Below are 14,770 nucleotides of genomic sequence, written 5' to 3'. Positions count from 1 at the left end.
CCTCCGCCGGCCGGTGCCGCCCGGCGGGGGAACCGATCCCGACGACCCCGCACCGTGCCGACGGTCGCTCCGCTCCACCCGGCCACGCTCCCCCTCGCGGCCGGCACGCACCCGCTCCCCACGGGCCGCTCCCCGAAAGGTCCATCGATGTTGCACCGCATCCCGCGTTCCGTGCGCTGGGCCCTGCTCGTCGCCGTCCTCGGCGCCGTCACGGTGTCCGTCCTGCAGTCCTGGACGTCCGGCGCGCCCGGCACCGGCGGCTGGCAGCAGACCCAGTGGGGTCCGCTCGGACCCGCCGACCGCGACCTGCTGATCAAGGTCCGGCAGGCCGGCCTGTGGGAGGCGCCGACCGGTCAGCAGATGGCCCAGCAGGCCACCAACCAGCAGGTGCGCGAGACCGGTCAGCACCTCGCCGAGCAGCACGCCGTGCTCGACCAGATCGACCGCGAGGTCGCGGACAAGCTGGGCGTGCAGCTGCCGAGCCGGCCGACGGACCAGCAGATCGGCTGGATGAACCAGATCACGAACACGACCGGCACGGACTACGACAAGACCGCCGTGCAGATCGTGCGCGAGGCGCACGGCAACGTGCTGCCGGTCATCGCCCAGGTCCGGGTCGGGACCCGCAACGAGCTAGTCCGGCAGTTCGCCGACACCTCGTTCCAGTACGTGACCGGGCACATCGCGATGCTCGAGGCCACCGGCCTCGTCGACTACTCGGCCCTGCCCGAGTCGCCCTCGCCGGGCCTGCTCAGCGGCGCCACCAGGCCCGCCGACATGATCGTCCCCGCGATCGTGTTCCTGGCCTGCGCCGGTGCCGCGATCGGCCTGCTGGTCACCCTGCGCCGTGGCAAGAAGAAGGCCCCGACCGCCGCGGCCCCGGCCACCGGCAGCCAGCTCGCGGCCCTGCACTCCGCACCGGTGCTCACCATTCCGGCTCCGCGGGAGGAGTCGTCGGGCCGACGCGGCAAGCGCGCCCCGCTGCCGGTGGGCGGCGCCGCCCAGCCCTCGGGCGCGACCTCGACCGGCGGCCACCGTGCCCGGCGGCGCGGGTCGCAGGGCGGTTCGCACAGCGGCGGCCTGCGGGTCGACGACTCCGGCGGCTTCCGCGTCGACGACTCGGGCGGCTTCCGCCGCGCCGACACCGGCGGCCACCGGCTGACCCGGTCGGCCTCGGACACCGGCGGCCACCGCGTCCGGAACGCGGCCGACACCGGCGGCTTCCCCACCGCCCGCACCGCGACGGCCGTCAGCGACTCCGGCGGCTTCCCCTCCGTGTCCGACACGGGCTCGCACCGGCGGCGCCGCGGCGCCGACTCGGGCGGGTTCCGCTTCGACGACCTGCTCGGTTCCGACCGGGCCGGCCAGACCGGCGGCCACCGCGTGCCGCGCCCCACCGACACCGGCGGCCACCGGCTCGACGAGTCCGACCCGGCCGCCCGCTCCCCCCGATCCGCTACCCGAGGAATGACCCGCTGATGGCAACCCGGACCGACACCCCAGACACCCCCGAGACCCCCCGCGTCGGGCGCACCGCCCGGTCCGCCCGCCTTCGGCGCGTCCTGCTGACCACCGCGGCCGCCGCCATGCTCGTCGTCCCGACGGCCTGCGGGTACGCCGCCGCCGCCGACCGGATCCCGACCGGCGGCAGCGGGCAGGCCTCCCGGTCCGCCGCGCCGGTCGCCGACCAGGAGGACCAGGACGCAGCCGGGACCGGGGACGCCGCCGGTGCCGCGGAGGACGCCGCCGGCACCGACGACGCCGCCGCCGACGCGCAGCAGCAGGCCCGCGGCGGGCAGAACCGCGCCGACCAGGCGGACGCGAACGCGCGCAACGGCCAGCAGAACGGGGGCCAGGCCGCCGCGGAGGAGGCCCAGGGCGACGAGCAGGCCGCCGGGGAGGACGCGCAGGCCGCCGACCAGGGCGGCGGCGAGAAGATCAACGGTCTCGACGTCCTCGCCCGCGACTGCTCGAAGAGCAACCTGCCCCCGCACGACGGGTTCCAGAAGGGCGACCGCTGCGTCTCCACCGAGTTCGGCGAGGTCGGTGACGCCGCCCAGAACCCGTCCCTGCTGATCACGAAGTTCCCGCAGCAGGTACAGGCGAACCAGCCCTTCAGCATCGACGTGACCACGAGCAACCTCAAGCGCGACCGGTTCCTCGGTGCCGCGGCCGGCGGCTACTACCTGGAGAGCTCGCTGCTCGACGAGAACGGCATCCAGCGCGGCCACTTCCACACGGCCTGCCGGATGATCTCGCTCGACGAGGCCCCCGCCGCGGGCGACAAGCCGGCCTTCTTCGTGGCCACCCAGGACAACAAGGGCGGCGCCGGCGAGAGCACGGTGACCATCGACGTCACGGGGCTGCCGAAGGGCACCGCCCAGTGCAGCTCGTGGGCCGGTGACGGCTCGCACCGCATCCCGATGATGGAGCGGGCCGACCAGACCCCGGCCTTCGACTCGGTCCGCATCCGGGTCGTCTGACCCCGGCGGGGGCCGGAGCCGGCCCCCGTCCTGCCCGAAGACCCGGTACGACGGCCGGGAATGGGGCGGGCCGGGCGGGGGTCGGGACCTCTTCTACAGCCCCAGGTCGGCGAGGCCGAGGAGCGCGCGGTACTGCGCGCCCTCGGCCTCGATCGCTTCCCGGGCCCCGGTGGCGCGGTCGACCACGGTCGCCACGCCGACGACGGTGGCCCCGGCCTCGCGCACGGCGCGGACGGCCTGCAGCACCGACCCGCCCGTCGTGGAGGTGTCCTCGACGACGAGCACCGGCCGGCCCGTGATGTCCGGGCCCTCGATCAGCCGCTGCAGCCCGTGCTCCTTGGTCGACTTGCGGACCACGAACGCGTCGACGGGCGGGACCCCCGGGTCGGCGGCCCGCTCGGCCGCGGCGGCGTGCAGCACGGCGTCGGCGACCGGGTCCGCGCCCAGGGTCAACCCGCCGACGGCGGAGTACCCCCAGTCCGCGGTCAGCGTGCGCAGCAGCCGGCCGACCAGCGGAGCGGCCTCGTGGTGCAGCGTGACCCGGCGCAGGTCGACGTAGTAGTCGGCCTCGCGGCCGGAGGACAGCGTGACCTTCCCGTGCACGACCCCGTGCTCGCGCACGAGCTCGGCCAGCCGCAGCCGGTCGGTGTCGTCGGTGGGGTCGGTGGCGGTGCTCATGCTTCAGCGCTCCCGGTCGAAGGTGGCGACCAGCCGGCGGACCACGCGGCGCGGCAGCACGCCCACCACCGACGAGATCGCCTTGTACTGCAGGCTCGGGACGGACACGACGCGCCCGTCGGCGAGGTCGGCGAGGCAGTCGTCGACCACCCGGGCGGCGTCGAGCCACAGCGGCCCGGTGCGCGCGCCGACGTCGATGCCGGCGCGCTCGTGGAACTCCGTGCGGACGAACCCGGGGCAGAGGGCCAGCGCCCGCACCCCGGTGCCGGCCAGCGACGCGGCGACGCCCTCGGTGAAGGCGGTGACCCACGCCTTGTCGGCGGTGTAGGTCGAGCCGCTGCCCGGCAGGAACCCCGCCACGCTCGACACGTTGACTATCGAGCCGCGGCCGCGGTCGACCATTCCCGGCACGACCGCCCGGGTCAGGTGCAGCACCGCGGTGACGTTGAGGTCGTGCTGCGCCTGCAGGTCCTCGGCGGACGTGGCGAGGAAGCTGCCCCGCTGGCCCATGCCGGCGTTGTTCACCAGCAGGTCCACCGGGGAGCGGTCGGGGTCGGCGAGCCGGCGGACCACGCGGGCGCGCTCGTCCGGCGCGGTCAGGTCGGCGGGCAGGACCTCCACCGAGACACCCGCCTCGCGGTACCGTGCGGCCGCCTCCTCGAGGCGCTCGACGGTGCGGGCCACGAGCACGAGGTCGCGCCCCTCGGCGGCGAGCCGGTCGGCGAACGCGGCACCGATGCCGGAGGTGGCGCCGGTGATCAGGACGGAGGGCACGCGGGCGACACTAGTCGGCCCGGGGGCCGGGCTCAGCTGCCCGTGGTGTGGCGTGTGCCGTCGAGCGCGTGCTCGAGGGCGGTCGCGACCTCGGCGAGGTCGGCGAGCAGGTCCTGGCCGCGCTCCGGGGTGACGTCGACCGGCGCCGCGGCGAGCACCCAGGTGTCCTCGGCCCAGAGCAGCTCGATGTCGTCCCCCACCGCGTCGGCGGCGTCGGCCACCCGCGCGGTGAGCAGCGGGCGGATGGCCTCGGCGTCGGAGACGAAGGAGTACCGCTCGCCCACCGGCTCGAGCAGGTCCAGCCCGGCGCCGTCCGTCTCGGGCAGCGGGGCCGACGGCAGCCGCAGCTCGACGGCCGCCGGCAGGCCCTCGCGCAGCTGCACGGCCACGACCACGGCGTTGACCGTGCCCTGCTGTTCGTGGTCGAAGATGAAGCCGTGCCGGCCGCCCTCCGGCGTGGGGACGGTGCCGCTGGCCAGGTTGCGGGCGATGCCCGGCCCGCCGTTCTGCACGGTCCCGTAGCGCCAGCGGCTGGGCAGCACCGGGTCGCTGTCGAGGTACTCCCAGTCGTGCAGCGCGGCCCATCGCCTGCGGTCACGCACCCCGGGCTCCCCGGCCCCGCCGCGCCGGCGGTCGGCGAGGAGCAGCGCGGCGCCGGCGAACAGCGCGACCACGGCGATCACGAACCAGACCCACGACGGAACACCCACGCGGCGACCCTAGCGCCGCAGGCCCGGAACGTGCGGGAACGCCACGATCACCCGTCCGGGGAAGACGGCCGAACGGGCCGGACGGGCGCCGAACGGCACATCGGACCGTCCTCACGCGAGCGGCCGCGCGGGCTCGGCCCAGCCCGCGCGCACGCCGTCGGCCTTCGCGCCCTCCTTCCCCGTCTCGACGACGGCGTCCCGGCCGAGGCCGAGCAGCGCGTCGCCGGAGCCGCCGAGGGGTTCGAGGATCCGGGCCGCGCCGGGCACGGCGAACCGGCCCGTGACCTGCGAGAAGGTGGCGAGGAGGGCACCGAGGGCCGCCCGCGCCTCGTCGAGCCAGGAGAGCAGCGTGCGGATCCCGTCGGCGATCCGCGCGGCGAGGATCGCGGCCTCGCCGACCGCGGAGGCGACGGCGAGCGGGGTGAGGGTGCCGGCGCTCGCGATCGAGGCCACCGCCCAGCGGGCGAGGTCCCAGAGGAACCCGGCGACCGTGTCGCGGATCAGCGCCCGCTCGGCCCCGATCGTCGCCCCGACCTCCAGCAGCCGGTCGGCCACGGCCGCGCAGCCGGCGGCGAGGCCGGTCAGCGCCTCCGCGTCCCGGGCGGCCGCGGCGCGCGCGGCGTCGGCCGCCGAACCGGTCCAGCCCCCGAGATCCGGGCGGACGCGCTCTGCCGCCTCGGCAGCCGCAGCCCGAGCCCCGCGGTGCCAGTCCGTGGCCCGCGCGACGACCTCGGCCGGGTTCCCGGCGAGCCGGTCGAGGGGCTCGCGGAGGAACCCGACGTGCTCGATCAGCCAGCCGATCCCGGCCGTGGCGAGCTCGCCGAAGGGGTCCGCGACGAACCCGAGCGCGTCGAGCCCGGCCCCCGCCGCCGTCCACGCCAGCGCGGCCGGGTCGGGCCGGTCGACCGCGGCCGCGTCGGCGAGGTCGGCCACGCTCGACGCCAGACCAGCGCCGTCGAACGTCCCGGGCGCCGCGGCCGGCGTGGGCGTGAAGGGCGCGGTCACGGCGAGGCCGGCCCGGTCGCCCGCTCCAGCGCGAGGGCCGCGGCCAGGTCGGCCTCCCGGTAGGTCGCGGCCGCCTCCCGCGCCGACGCCGCGGCGGCGACCAGGCCCCGCCGCGCGGCCTCCAGCACGGCCACCCCGGCCTCGGCCGCCTCGCTCGCCGCCCCCGCGAACAGCCGCCCGACCAGCCCGAACGCGTCGGGCGACAGGACGCCCGGGCCGGGCATCCCGCCGGCGAGCCGCCGCTCGGCTGCCTCGAGCGTGGCGGCGTGGGCCTCCAGCACCGCGGGGTCCACCGCGAACCCGTCGGACACGCTCACCGGTGCTCCAGCAGCGGGCCCAGCGCCGCGGTCGCCCGGCGGGACACCTCGGCGGCGGCGCTCGCCGTCGTCGCGACGACGAGGTCGGCCAGGGCTCCGCGGTCCAGCCCGTCGGCGGCCGGCCCGAAGGCCAGCCCGGTCAACGCGCCGGTGCTGTCCACGGTCGCCCGGACGGCGCCGTCGGGGCTGGCGGCGGTGGCGGTCAACGCCGCGATCTCGGCCTGCGCCAGCTCGGCGCGGCCCCGCAGCTCCTCGATCCGGCGCCGGTAGTCGGCGAGCCAGGTCTGCCCGTCGCCGAGAACACCGACGCGGGGAACGCTGCTGCTGGGAACACTCATGGGCGCGGACCGTAGGGATCACGGTCCGCGCCCATGGCGCTTCGGACGATCACTTCACGATCGTCAACGGCCGGCTCAGACGGCCGCCGGCACGCCCCGCCCGACGATCAGGCCGCCGGTACCGCCCTCGGCCGTGGGGTCGAGGTCGACGCGCACGGTGTCGCCCTCGCGCACCGCGCCGGAGAGCAGCTCCTTCGCGAGCTGGTCGCCGATCGCGGACTGCACCAGCCGGCGCAGCGGGCGGGCACCGAAGACCGGGTCGAACCCGTTCATCGCCAGCCACTCGCGGGCGCCGTCGGACACCTCGAGGGTGAGCCGGCGCCGCGCCAGCCGCTGCCGCAGCACGTCGAGCTGGATGTCGACGATGTGGGTCAGCTCCTCGGTCGACAGCGCGTGGAAGACCACCACGTCGTCGAGCCGGTTGAGGAACTCGGGCTTGAAGTGCCCGCGCACCACCGACATGACGGCGTCCCTGCGGCCCTGGTCGTCGAGCGCCGGGTTCGCGATCGCCTGGCTGCCCAGGTTGGAGGTCAGCACCAGGATCGTGTTCCGGAAGTCGACGGTCCGGCCCTGGCCGTCCGTGAGCCGCCCGTCGTCGAGCACCTGCAGGAGCGTGTCGAAGACGTCCGGGTGGGCCTTCTCCACCTCGTCGAGCAGCACCACCGTGTACGGCCGGCGCCGCACGGCCTCGGTGAGCTGGCCGCCCTGGTCGTAGCCGACGTAGCCGGGGGGCGCCCCGACGAGCCGGGCCACGGAGTGCTTCTCCGAGTACTCGCTCATGTCGATGCGGACCATGGCCCGCTCATCGTCGAACAGGAACTCGGCGAGCGCCTTGGCCAGCTCGGTCTTGCCGACGCCGGTGGGGCCGAGGAACAGGAACGAGCCGGTGGGCCGGTTCTCGTCCGCGATGCCCGCCCGGGCCCGGCGGACGGCGTCGGACACCGCGCGCACGGCCTCGGTCTGGCCGACGACCCGCTTGCCGAGCTCGTCCTCCATGCGCAGGAGCTTGGCGGTCTCGCCCTCCAGCATCCGGCCGGCGGGGATGCCGGTCCAGGCGCTCACGACGTCCGCGACGTCGTCCGGGCCGACCTCCTCCTTGAGCATGACCTCCTCGTGGCGCTCCACGACGGCGGTCTTCTCGGCGAGCTCCTTCTCCAGCTGCGGGATGCGGCCGTAGCGCAGCTCGGCGGCGCGCCCGAGGTCGCCGTCGCGCTCGGCGCGCTCCGACTCGCCCTTCAGCTGCTCGAGCTGCTCCTTGAGCTCACGGGTGGACTCGATGGCCGTCTTCTCGTTCTGCCAGCGTGCGGTCAGTGCCGACAGTTCCTCGCGCTGCTCGGCGAGCTCGGCGCGCAGGGCCGACAGCCGCTCCTTCGACGCCTCGTCGGACTCCTTGGCCAGCGCCATCTCCTCGATCTCCAGCCGGCGCACGGAGCGCTCGACGGTGTCGATCTCGACGGGCCGGGAGTCGATCTCCATCCGCAGCCGGGACGCGGCCTCGTCGACCAGGTCGATGGCCTTGTCCGGGAGGAACCGGGCGGTGATGTAGCGGTCCGAGAGCGTGGCCGCGGCGACCAGGGCGGCGTCGATGATCCGCACGCCGTGGTGCACCTCGTAGCGCTCCTTGAGCCCGCGCAGGATGCCGACGGTGTCCTCGACGCTCGGCTCGCCGACCAGCACCTGCTGGAAGCGGCGCTCGAGGGCCGGGTCCTTCTCGATGTGCTGGCGGTACTCGTCGAGCGTGGTGGCGCCGACCATCCGCAGCTCGCCGCGGGCGAGCATCGGCTTGATCATGTTGCCGGCGTCCATCGCGCCCTCGCCGGTCGCGCCCGCGCCGACGATGGTGTGCAGCTCGTCGATGAAGGTGATGATCTCGCCGGCCGAGTCCGTGATCTCCTTCAGGACGGCCTTGAGCCGCTCCTCGAACTCACCGCGGTACTTCGCGCCGGCGACCATCGAGCCCAGGTCCAGGGCCACGACGCGCTTGCCGCGCAGCGACTCCGGGACGTCGCCCGCCACGATCCGCTGGGCCAGGCCCTCCACGATCGCGGTCTTGCCGACGCCGGGCTCGCCGATCAGCACCGGGTTGTTCTTGGTGCGCCGGGACAGCACCTGCACCACGCGCCGGATCTCGGTGTCCCGCCCGATGACGGGGTCGAGCTTGCCCTCGCGGGCGCGCGCGGTCAGGTCCTGGCCGTACTTCTCCAGCGCCTGGTAGGTGCCCTCGGGGTCGGGGCTGGTCACGCGGGACGACCCGCGGACCTTGCCGAACGCCTCGCGCAGCGCCTCCGGGGTGGCACCGTGCCGGCGCAGCAGCTGGCTCACCGGGCCGGCCTTGTCGGCCAGGCCGACGAGGAGGTGCTCGGTCGAGACGTACTCGTCCCCCATCTCCGTGGCGAGCTGCTGGGCGGACTTGATCGCGGCCAGCGCGTCCCGGTTCAGCTGGGGTGCGGCCACCGTGGAGCCGGAGGCCGACGGCAGCCGGTTGCCGAGCTGGGTCAGCTCGGTGCGCACGGCCGCGGCGTCGGCGCCGACGGCGGCGAGCAGCGGAGCGGCGATCCCGTCCCCCTGGGCCAGCAAGGCGCCGAGCAGGTGGGTGGGACCGACGTCCGGGTTGCCGGCCAGCGCGGCGGCCTGCGCGGCGGCCGAGATCGCCTGCTGGGTCTTGGTGGTGGGGTTGAAGGAATCCATCCCCGTGTCTCCTCGGGTCGTGCGGTCTCCGGGCACGTGGTGTGCCCTCTCGTAATCCTCAACGGCAGGAAAGTTGAGTCTGTTCCGCTCAACGCGGAGAAAGTCTACGCATCGCACCCCCGCGGTGCCCGCCGGGCGACCTGCCGGCGTCGCGGCGAGAGCGTGATCGGCGCGCTAGCGTGCACCGCATGGCAGAGAACGTCGTGGTGGTGACCGGTGCCGAGCCCCGGCAGGTGCTCGACGTGCTCGGCGCGCTCGACGGCGCGGGCTCGCTGGAGCTGCGGGCCGCGGCGATCGTGCACCGGGACGCCGACGGCGCGCTCTCCCTCGACCACGAGACCGGCGACGCGGTGTCCTTCACCGAACGGCACCCGCGCCTCGGCGCGCTGGTCACCCTGCTGCTCGGGCCGATCGACACCCTGCTGTTCGGCAACCAGCTGGTGTCCCTCTACGGCGCCGCCGAGCAGAGCCCGGAGGAGCTGGCGATCGGCCACCTCGCCCGGACGGTCCCGGCGGGCGGCACGGCCGTAATCGCCGACGTCGACGAGCCGGACCCCGGCCTGCTCGACGCGAGACTGCCCGGCGCGACCCTGGCCCGGCGCCCGTACGCGGACGTGGAGCGGGAGATCGACGCGACCCGCGAGGGCTCCGCCGAGAACGGCTGAACCCCGCACCGCGCGGTACGGGGTCCGGCACATCCGTCTCAGTCCTGCGGGTCGGAACGGCGGCGCGGGGCCCGCGGTTTCCACACCACGACCTGCGAGCCCCGTTCGGTCGGGACCAGGTCGCGGCGGTAGCTCTGGTGCACCATCGCGGCCGCCTGCTGGGCCGCCGCGTGCGCGGCCGCCAGCTCCTCGGTCAGCTCCTCGACCCGGGAGCGCAGCTGGTCGACCAGCTGCTCCAGCTCGATGATCCGCTTCACCCCGGCGAGGTTCACGCCCTCCTCCTGGGAGAGCCGCTGGACCTCGCGGAGCAGCGCGATGTCACGGGCCGAGTACCGCCGGCCGCCGCCGGGGGACCGGCCGGGGCTCACCAGCCCCAGCCGGTCGTAGCTGCGCAGGGTCTGCGCGTGCAGCCCCGACAGCTCGGCGGCGATGGAGATCACGAAGACCGGGGTGTCCTGGCCCGCGCCGGGCGGGAGGGCGCCCTCGGGGCCACGGCCGTCACGGTCCGACATGTCCCCTCACCTCGTCCCTCGTGCTCAGCGTTCGCCCGCGAGCAGGTCCGCCCGTGGGTCGGACGCCTTCGTCGCGTCCGCGTACTCCTGCAACGCCGCCGCCGCGGCCTCGTCGAGCCGCTGCGGGATCGCGACCTCGACGGTGACGAGGAGGTCGCCGGCGCCCTTCTTCGCCTGCACGCCGCGCCCGCGGACCCGGAAGGTCCGGCCGCTCTGGGTCCCCGCGGGGATCTTGAGCGACACCGTGGAGTCGAGCGTCGGCACGGTCAGCGTCGCACCCTGGACGAGCTCGGGGAAGGTCACCGGCACCTTCAGGGTGAGGTCGTTCGGGTTCTTCGCCGAGCGCCCGAAGACCCGGTGCGGCGTGACGCTCATCCGCACGTAGAGGTCGCCGGGCGGACCGCCGTAGCGGCCCGGCTCGCCCTTGCCGGGCAGCCGGATGCGCTGCCCGTCGTCGACCCCCGCCGGCACGCGGACGGTCAGCGTGCGCACCTTGGTGCTCACGCCGTCGCCGCCGCACTCCGGGCAGGGCTCGTCGACGACCCGGCCGGTGCCGCGGCAGTCCCGGCACGGCTCGGAGAAGGCGAACGCCCCCTGGCTGCGGCTGACCACGCCCGCGCCGCCGCAGATCGGGCAGGTGTGCGAGCCGGTGCCGGGCCTGGCCCCGGAGCCGTGGCAGGTGTCGCAGGTCCCGGGCGAGGAGATGTTCAGCGTCATGGTGGCGCCGCGCACCGCGTCCTCGAACGGGATCGTCAGCCTGCTCTCGACGTCCGCACCCTGCTGCGGGCGCTGCCCGCCGGAGTAGCCCCCGGCGGCGGTGCTGGCACCGCGGTTGCCGAACAGGTTGCCGAACAGGTCGCCGAGACCGCCGGCGCCCCCCGAGCCGGTCCCCTGGCCGAACAGGTCGCCCAGGTCGAAGCCCTGGGCGCCGCCCTGGCCGGGGAACCCGCCCGGGAAGCCCTGGCCGCCCGGGAAGCCGCCGGAGAACCCGCCGCCGGCGAACAGCTTGCGGGTCTCGTCGTACTCCGCGCGCTTCTCCGGGTCGGAGAGCACGCCGTAGGCCTCGGAGACGGCCTTGAACCGGGTCTCGGCCACGGCGTCGCCCGGGTTGGCGTCGGGGTGCAGCTCGCGGGCGAGCTTGCGGTACGCCTTCTTGATCTCCGAGTCCGACGCCGAGGACGAGACGCCCAGCTCACGGTAGAAATCCTTCTCGATCCAGTCCCGCTGGGTCATCCCGCCTCCTTCCGGTACGTCTGTCTGAAGTGGTGTCCGCGCGCCCGGCTCAGGCCGGGTTCGTCGGCTCGTCCGGCGACGGCACCGGACCCGGCTCGCCCGCGGGCGCGTCGGGCACCTCGGCCGCGGCCGGCACCTCGGACTCGGGCCGGTCGGCGACGGTGACCATCGCGGGCCGCAGCACGCGGTCCGCCATGCGGTAGCCGCGCCGCAGCACCGCGGTCAGCACGGTGACCGTGGGCCCGGGGGCCTCGGCCGGCTCGTGCTGGACGGCCTCGTGCAGCGCCGGGTCGAACAGCTCGCCGTCCGCCCCGAAGGCCTCGAGCCCGAGGCGGGTCGCCACACCGACGACCTTGTCCGCCACCGACTTGAACGGGCCGTTGAGGTCGCCGTGCTGCTCGGCGCGCTCGAGGTCGTCGAGCACGGTGAGCAGGTCGGACACGAACGAGACGCGCGCGGCCACGACCACGCCCTCCCGGTCCCGGTCCACCCGGCGCCGGTAGTTGGCGTACTCCGCGGTGACCCGCTGGAGGTCCTGGGTGCGCTCCTCGAGCTGCTTCTCCAGGTCGGCGATCCGGGGGTCGTCGAGCTCGATCCCGGGCTCGGGCTCACCACCGGGGGCGGCCCCGGCCGGGGCGCCGGCAGCCTGCTGGCTGCCGACGTCGGCCGAGGACCGGACCTCCCCCGTCAGGGGGTCGATCCGGCGCCGGTCGCGCACGCGGACCGGCTCCTCCTGCTCCCCCTCCGGGCCCGGCCTGCGGTCGGATCCGTACGGGGTGCTCACTTGTCCTTCTTCTCCTCGTCGTCGACGATCTCGGCGTCCACCACGTCGTCCGCACCGGCCTGCTGGCCCGTGGCGCCGGTGCCCGGGTTGTCCCCGGCCGCGCCGCCCGGGGCGCCCTCGGCGCCCGGCTGCTGGTAGAGGGCCTGGCCGAGCTTCTGCGACTCGGTGGCGAGCTTCTCCATCGCGGACTTGATCGCGTCGGTGTCGGTGCCCTTGAGGGCCTCCTGCACCTCGCCGACGGCGGCGTTCACCGAGTCCTTGACGTCCGCCGGGACCTTGTCCTCGTTGTCCTTGACGAACTTCTCCGTCTGGTAGACGAGGGTCTCGGCCTGGTTGCGGACCTCGGCCTCCTCACGCCGCTTCTTGTCCTCCTCGGCGTGCTGTTCGGCCTCGCGCATCATCCGGTCGATCTCGTCCTTGCCCAGGGCGGACCCGCCGGTGATCGTCATGTCCTGGCTCTTGCCGGTGCCCTTGTCGACCGCGGAGACCTTCACGATGCCGTTGGCGTCGATGTCGAAGGAGACCTCGATCTGCGGCACGCCGCGCGGGGCCGGCGGCAGCCCGGTCAGCTCGAACATGCCGAGCTTCTTGTTGTAGGCCGCGATCTCGCGCTCACCCTGGTAGACCTGGATCTGCACCGACGGCTGGTTGTCGTCCGCCGTCGTGAAGATCTCGGACTTCTTGGTCGGGATCGTGGTGTTGCGCTCGATCAGCTTGGTCATCACGCCGCCCTTGGTCTCGATGCCCAGGGACAGCGGGGTGACGTCGAGCAGCAGGACGTCCTTGACCTCACCGCGCAGGACACCGGCCTGCAGCGCGGCGCCGACGGCGACGACCTCGTCCGGGTTGACGCCCTTGTTCGGCTCCTTGCCGCCGGTCAGCTCCTTGACGAGCTCCGTCACGGCGGGCATCCGGGTCGAGCCGCCGACGAGGACCACGTGGTCGATGTCGCCGACCGAGATGCCGGCGTCCTTGATCACCTGGTTGAACGGCGCGCGGGTGCGGTCGAGCAGGTCCGAGGTGATGCGCTGGAACTCGGCGCGGGACAGCGTCTCGTCGAGGAACAGCGGGTTCTTGTCGGCGTCGACGGTGATGTAGGGCAGGTTGATCGTGGCGCTCGAGGAGCTCGAGAGCTCGATCTTGGCCTTCTCCGCGGCCTCGCGGAGCCGCTGCATCGCCATCTTGTCCTTGGTCAGGTCGATGCCGTGGCTGCCCTTGAACTTGTCGACGAGCCAGGTCACGATCCGCTCGTCCCAGTCGTCGCCACCGAGGTGGTTGTCGCCGTTGGTGGCCTTGACCTCCACGACGCCGTCGCCGATCTCGAGCAGCGAGACGTCGAAGGTGCCGCCGCCGAGGTCGAAGACGAGGATCGTCTGCTCGGTCTCACCCTTGTCGAGCCCGTAGGCCAGCGCGGCCGCGGTGGGCTCGTTGACGATGCGCAGGACGTTGAGCCCCGCGATCTGGCCGGCCTCCTTGGTGGCCTGGCGCTGCGCGTCCTCGAAGTACGCCGGGACGGTGACCACGGCGTCGACGACCTCCTCGCCGAGGTACGCCTCCGCGTCCCGCTTGAGCTTCTGCAGCACGCGGGCGCTGATCTCCTGCGCGGCGTAGCTCTTCCCGTCGATCTCGGGGGTCTTCCAGTCCGAGCCGATGAACCGCTTCACCGAGCGGAACGTCCGGTCCGCGTTGGTGACGGCCTGGTTCTTCGCGGACTGCCCGACGAGGACCTCGCCGTTGCGCGCGAACGCCACGACCGAGGGCGTGGTGCGGCTGCCCTCGGAGTTGGCGATCACCGTCGGCTCCCCGCCCTCCAGGACGGAGACGACGGAGTTGGTGGTCCCGAGGTCGATACCGACCGCACGAGCCATGGTGTGTGCCTCCGTGTCGAACACTGTGTCTGTCGAACGCTGTGCTTCGTAGTGCTGTGTAGAACTGTCGGGTTCCGTACCGCCGTTGAGCGGATCCGGCTCAAGTTTCGCGATCGAGGCGCCTGCCGTCAACCCGGCCTTGAGCCTAGCTCACTCAACTTGCTGCCCGGTCCAACGGGCGGCGTACCCGACTTGTTCCCACCCGACTCAACTTTTCCGCGGATCGCGGAGTCTGTCGTCGTCTAGCGGAGGAACGAGAAAGCCGTAGAGCTCCTTACAACGCGGGAGCGGGCCGCGGCGGCGGCACCTCGTCCCCCGGGCGCGGGAGCGTCTCCTCGACCGGGGCCAGGGCCCGGTGGTGCTCCGGGTCGGCGACGGCCTCGCCGGTGGCGTCCCGGTACTCCAGCCCGCCCTCGGGGTCCAGGTCGGCGACGTACCCGGCCGCGGCGAGCTGCTCCTCGTCGAGGTCGCGCAGCAGCTCCCAGCGGCTCGGCACCACGCGGTAGTCCGGCCAGTCCAGGTGGCCGTAGGCGTCGTGCAGGTCGGCCAGCAGCCCGGCGAACACCTGCTGCCAGCGCAGCGGCATCGCCTCGGCGAGCCCGCGGGGCACCACCAGGTAGTCCGGGCCGGCGCCCGGGGCGGGGCGGTCGAGGTAGTCGGCCAGCGGCGTGGTCGAGCGCGGGCGGGACGGACGGGACGCGTCCGGGCGGGCCAT

The 14,770-nt window shown here is 74.4% G+C and carries 15 protein-coding genes; 3 read left to right on the top strand and 12 right to left on the bottom strand.

Annotated elements, in window-relative coordinates; genetic code table 11:
* The first annotated feature begins 147 nt into the window (after positions 1 to 147).
* A complete protein-coding gene (locus PKE99_RS01765; protein ID WP_051736940.1) occupies positions 148 to 1,479 on the top strand; it encodes a DUF4142 domain-containing protein in 1,332 nt (443 codons plus the stop codon).
* A complete protein-coding gene (locus PKE99_RS01760) occupies positions 1,479 to 2,483 on the top strand; it encodes a hypothetical protein (protein ID WP_051736941.1) in 1,005 nt (334 codons plus the stop codon). The genes PKE99_RS01765 and PKE99_RS01760 overlap by 1 nt, the downstream gene beginning before the upstream one ends.
* A 93-nt stretch (positions 2,484 to 2,576) precedes the next feature.
* Here the strand turns inward: PKE99_RS01760 and pyrE are convergent, their stop codons facing one another.
* The 7 genes from pyrE to clpB form a co-directional block, all read right to left on the bottom strand.
* Positions 2,577 to 3,161, bottom strand: coding sequence for an orotate phosphoribosyltransferase (gene pyrE, locus PKE99_RS01755; RefSeq protein WP_037041948.1), 585 nt, complete (start codon positions 3,159 to 3,161; stop codon positions 2,577 to 2,579).
* A gap of 3 nt (positions 3,162 to 3,164) precedes the next feature.
* Complete coding sequence (locus PKE99_RS01750; RefSeq protein WP_037041949.1) at positions 3,165 to 3,935, bottom strand: SDR family NAD(P)-dependent oxidoreductase; 771 nt, start codon at positions 3,933 to 3,935, stop codon at positions 3,165 to 3,167.
* A 32-nt stretch (positions 3,936 to 3,967) separates the two neighbouring features.
* The gene (locus tag PKE99_RS01745) at positions 3,968 to 4,645 is read right to left on the bottom strand and encodes a TtfA family protein (protein WP_051736942.1); all 678 of its coding nucleotides are present in this window, start codon (positions 4,643 to 4,645) and stop codon (positions 3,968 to 3,970) included.
* 111 nt (positions 4,646 to 4,756) lie between these two features.
* Entirely contained in the window at positions 4,757 to 5,650 is an 894-nt protein-coding gene (locus tag PKE99_RS01740) for a hypothetical protein (protein WP_051736943.1), read from the bottom strand.
* Positions 5,647 to 5,967, bottom strand: a complete 321-nt coding sequence (locus PKE99_RS01735) for a hypothetical protein (protein WP_037041950.1) — start codon at positions 5,965 to 5,967, stop codon at positions 5,647 to 5,649. The genes PKE99_RS01740 and PKE99_RS01735 overlap by 4 nt, the downstream gene beginning before the upstream one ends.
* Entirely contained in the window at positions 5,964 to 6,305 is a 342-nt protein-coding gene (locus tag PKE99_RS01730) for a YbaB/EbfC family nucleoid-associated protein (protein WP_051736944.1), read from the bottom strand. The genes PKE99_RS01735 and PKE99_RS01730 overlap by 4 nt, the downstream gene beginning before the upstream one ends.
* 75 nt (positions 6,306 to 6,380) lie before the next feature.
* On the bottom strand, positions 6,381 to 8,993 hold the full coding sequence (gene clpB, locus PKE99_RS01725; protein WP_037041951.1) for an ATP-dependent chaperone ClpB: 2,613 nt from the start codon (positions 8,991 to 8,993) through the stop codon (positions 6,381 to 6,383).
* 188 nt (positions 8,994 to 9,181) lie between these two features.
* On the opposite strand from clpB, the gene PKE99_RS01720 reads away from it, so the two are divergent.
* Positions 9,182 to 9,658 (top strand): hypothetical protein, encoded by a 477-nt coding sequence (locus tag PKE99_RS01720; protein ID WP_037041952.1) that lies wholly within the window; start codon positions 9,182 to 9,184, stop codon positions 9,656 to 9,658.
* A gap of 38 nt (positions 9,659 to 9,696) precedes the next feature.
* Here the strand turns inward: PKE99_RS01720 and PKE99_RS01715 are convergent, their stop codons facing one another.
* The 5 genes from PKE99_RS01715 to PKE99_RS01695 all read right to left on the bottom strand — a co-directional run bounded on the left by PKE99_RS01715 (position 9,697) and on the right by PKE99_RS01695 (position 14,770).
* Positions 9,697 to 10,170 carry a heat shock protein transcriptional repressor HspR gene (locus PKE99_RS01715; protein WP_037041953.1) on the bottom strand — a complete coding sequence of 158 codons (474 nt, stop codon included), beginning with the start codon at positions 10,168 to 10,170 and terminating at the stop codon, positions 9,697 to 9,699.
* A 24-nt stretch (positions 10,171 to 10,194) separates the two neighbouring features.
* A complete protein-coding gene (dnaJ, locus tag PKE99_RS01710; RefSeq protein ID WP_037041955.1) occupies positions 10,195 to 11,403 on the bottom strand; it encodes a molecular chaperone DnaJ in 1,209 nt (402 codons plus the stop codon).
* A 49-nt stretch (positions 11,404 to 11,452) separates the two neighbouring features.
* Positions 11,453 to 12,187, bottom strand: coding sequence for a nucleotide exchange factor GrpE (gene grpE, locus PKE99_RS01705; RefSeq protein WP_051736945.1), 735 nt, complete (start codon positions 12,185 to 12,187; stop codon positions 11,453 to 11,455).
* A complete protein-coding gene (dnaK, locus tag PKE99_RS01700) occupies positions 12,184 to 14,055 on the bottom strand; it encodes a molecular chaperone DnaK (RefSeq protein ID WP_037042443.1) in 1,872 nt (623 codons plus the stop codon). The genes grpE and dnaK overlap by 4 nt, the downstream gene beginning before the upstream one ends.
* 274 nt (positions 14,056 to 14,329) lie before the next feature.
* Positions 14,330 to 14,770 carry a hypothetical protein gene (locus tag PKE99_RS01695; RefSeq protein ID WP_037041957.1) on the bottom strand — a complete coding sequence of 147 codons (441 nt, stop codon included), beginning with the start codon at positions 14,768 to 14,770 and terminating at the stop codon, positions 14,330 to 14,332.

This window comes from Pseudonocardia halophobica, from assembly GCF_027922425.1.
Classification (GTDB): Bacteria; Actinomycetota; Actinomycetes; order Mycobacteriales; family Pseudonocardiaceae; genus Pseudonocardia; species Pseudonocardia halophobica.
This window is presented reverse-complemented; position numbering and strand designations above follow the sequence as displayed.

Bases quoted from the DNA above. Each gene is read 5' to 3' on its own strand.
- PKE99_RS01765 (WP_051736940.1), top strand. From the start codon at position 148: ATGTTGCACCGCATCCCGCGTTCCGTGCGCTGGGCCCTGCTCGTCGCC.
- PKE99_RS01760 (WP_051736941.1), top strand. From the start codon at position 1,479: ATGGCAACCCGGACCGACACCCCAGACACCCCCGAGACCCCCCGCGTC.
- pyrE (WP_037041948.1), bottom strand. From the start codon at position 3,161: ATGAGCACCGCCACCGACCCCACCGACGACACCGACCGGCTGCGGCTG.
- PKE99_RS01730 (WP_051736944.1), bottom strand. From the start codon at position 6,305: ATGAGTGTTCCCAGCAGCAGCGTTCCCCGCGTCGGTGTTCTCGGCGAC.
- clpB (WP_037041951.1), bottom strand. From the start codon at position 8,993: ATGGATTCCTTCAACCCCACCACCAAGACCCAGCAGGCGATCTCGGCC.
- PKE99_RS01720 (WP_037041952.1), top strand. From the start codon at position 9,182: ATGGCAGAGAACGTCGTGGTGGTGACCGGTGCCGAGCCCCGGCAGGTG.
- PKE99_RS01715 (WP_037041953.1), bottom strand. From the start codon at position 10,170: ATGTCGGACCGTGACGGCCGTGGCCCCGAGGGCGCCCTCCCGCCCGGC.
- dnaJ (WP_037041955.1), bottom strand. From the start codon at position 11,403: ATGACCCAGCGGGACTGGATCGAGAAGGATTTCTACCGTGAGCTGGGC.
- dnaK (WP_037042443.1), bottom strand. From the start codon at position 14,055: ATGGCTCGTGCGGTCGGTATCGACCTCGGGACCACCAACTCCGTCGTC.
- PKE99_RS01695 (WP_037041957.1), bottom strand. From the start codon at position 14,770: ATGGCCCGCCCGGACGCGTCCCGTCCGTCCCGCCCGCGCTCGACCACG.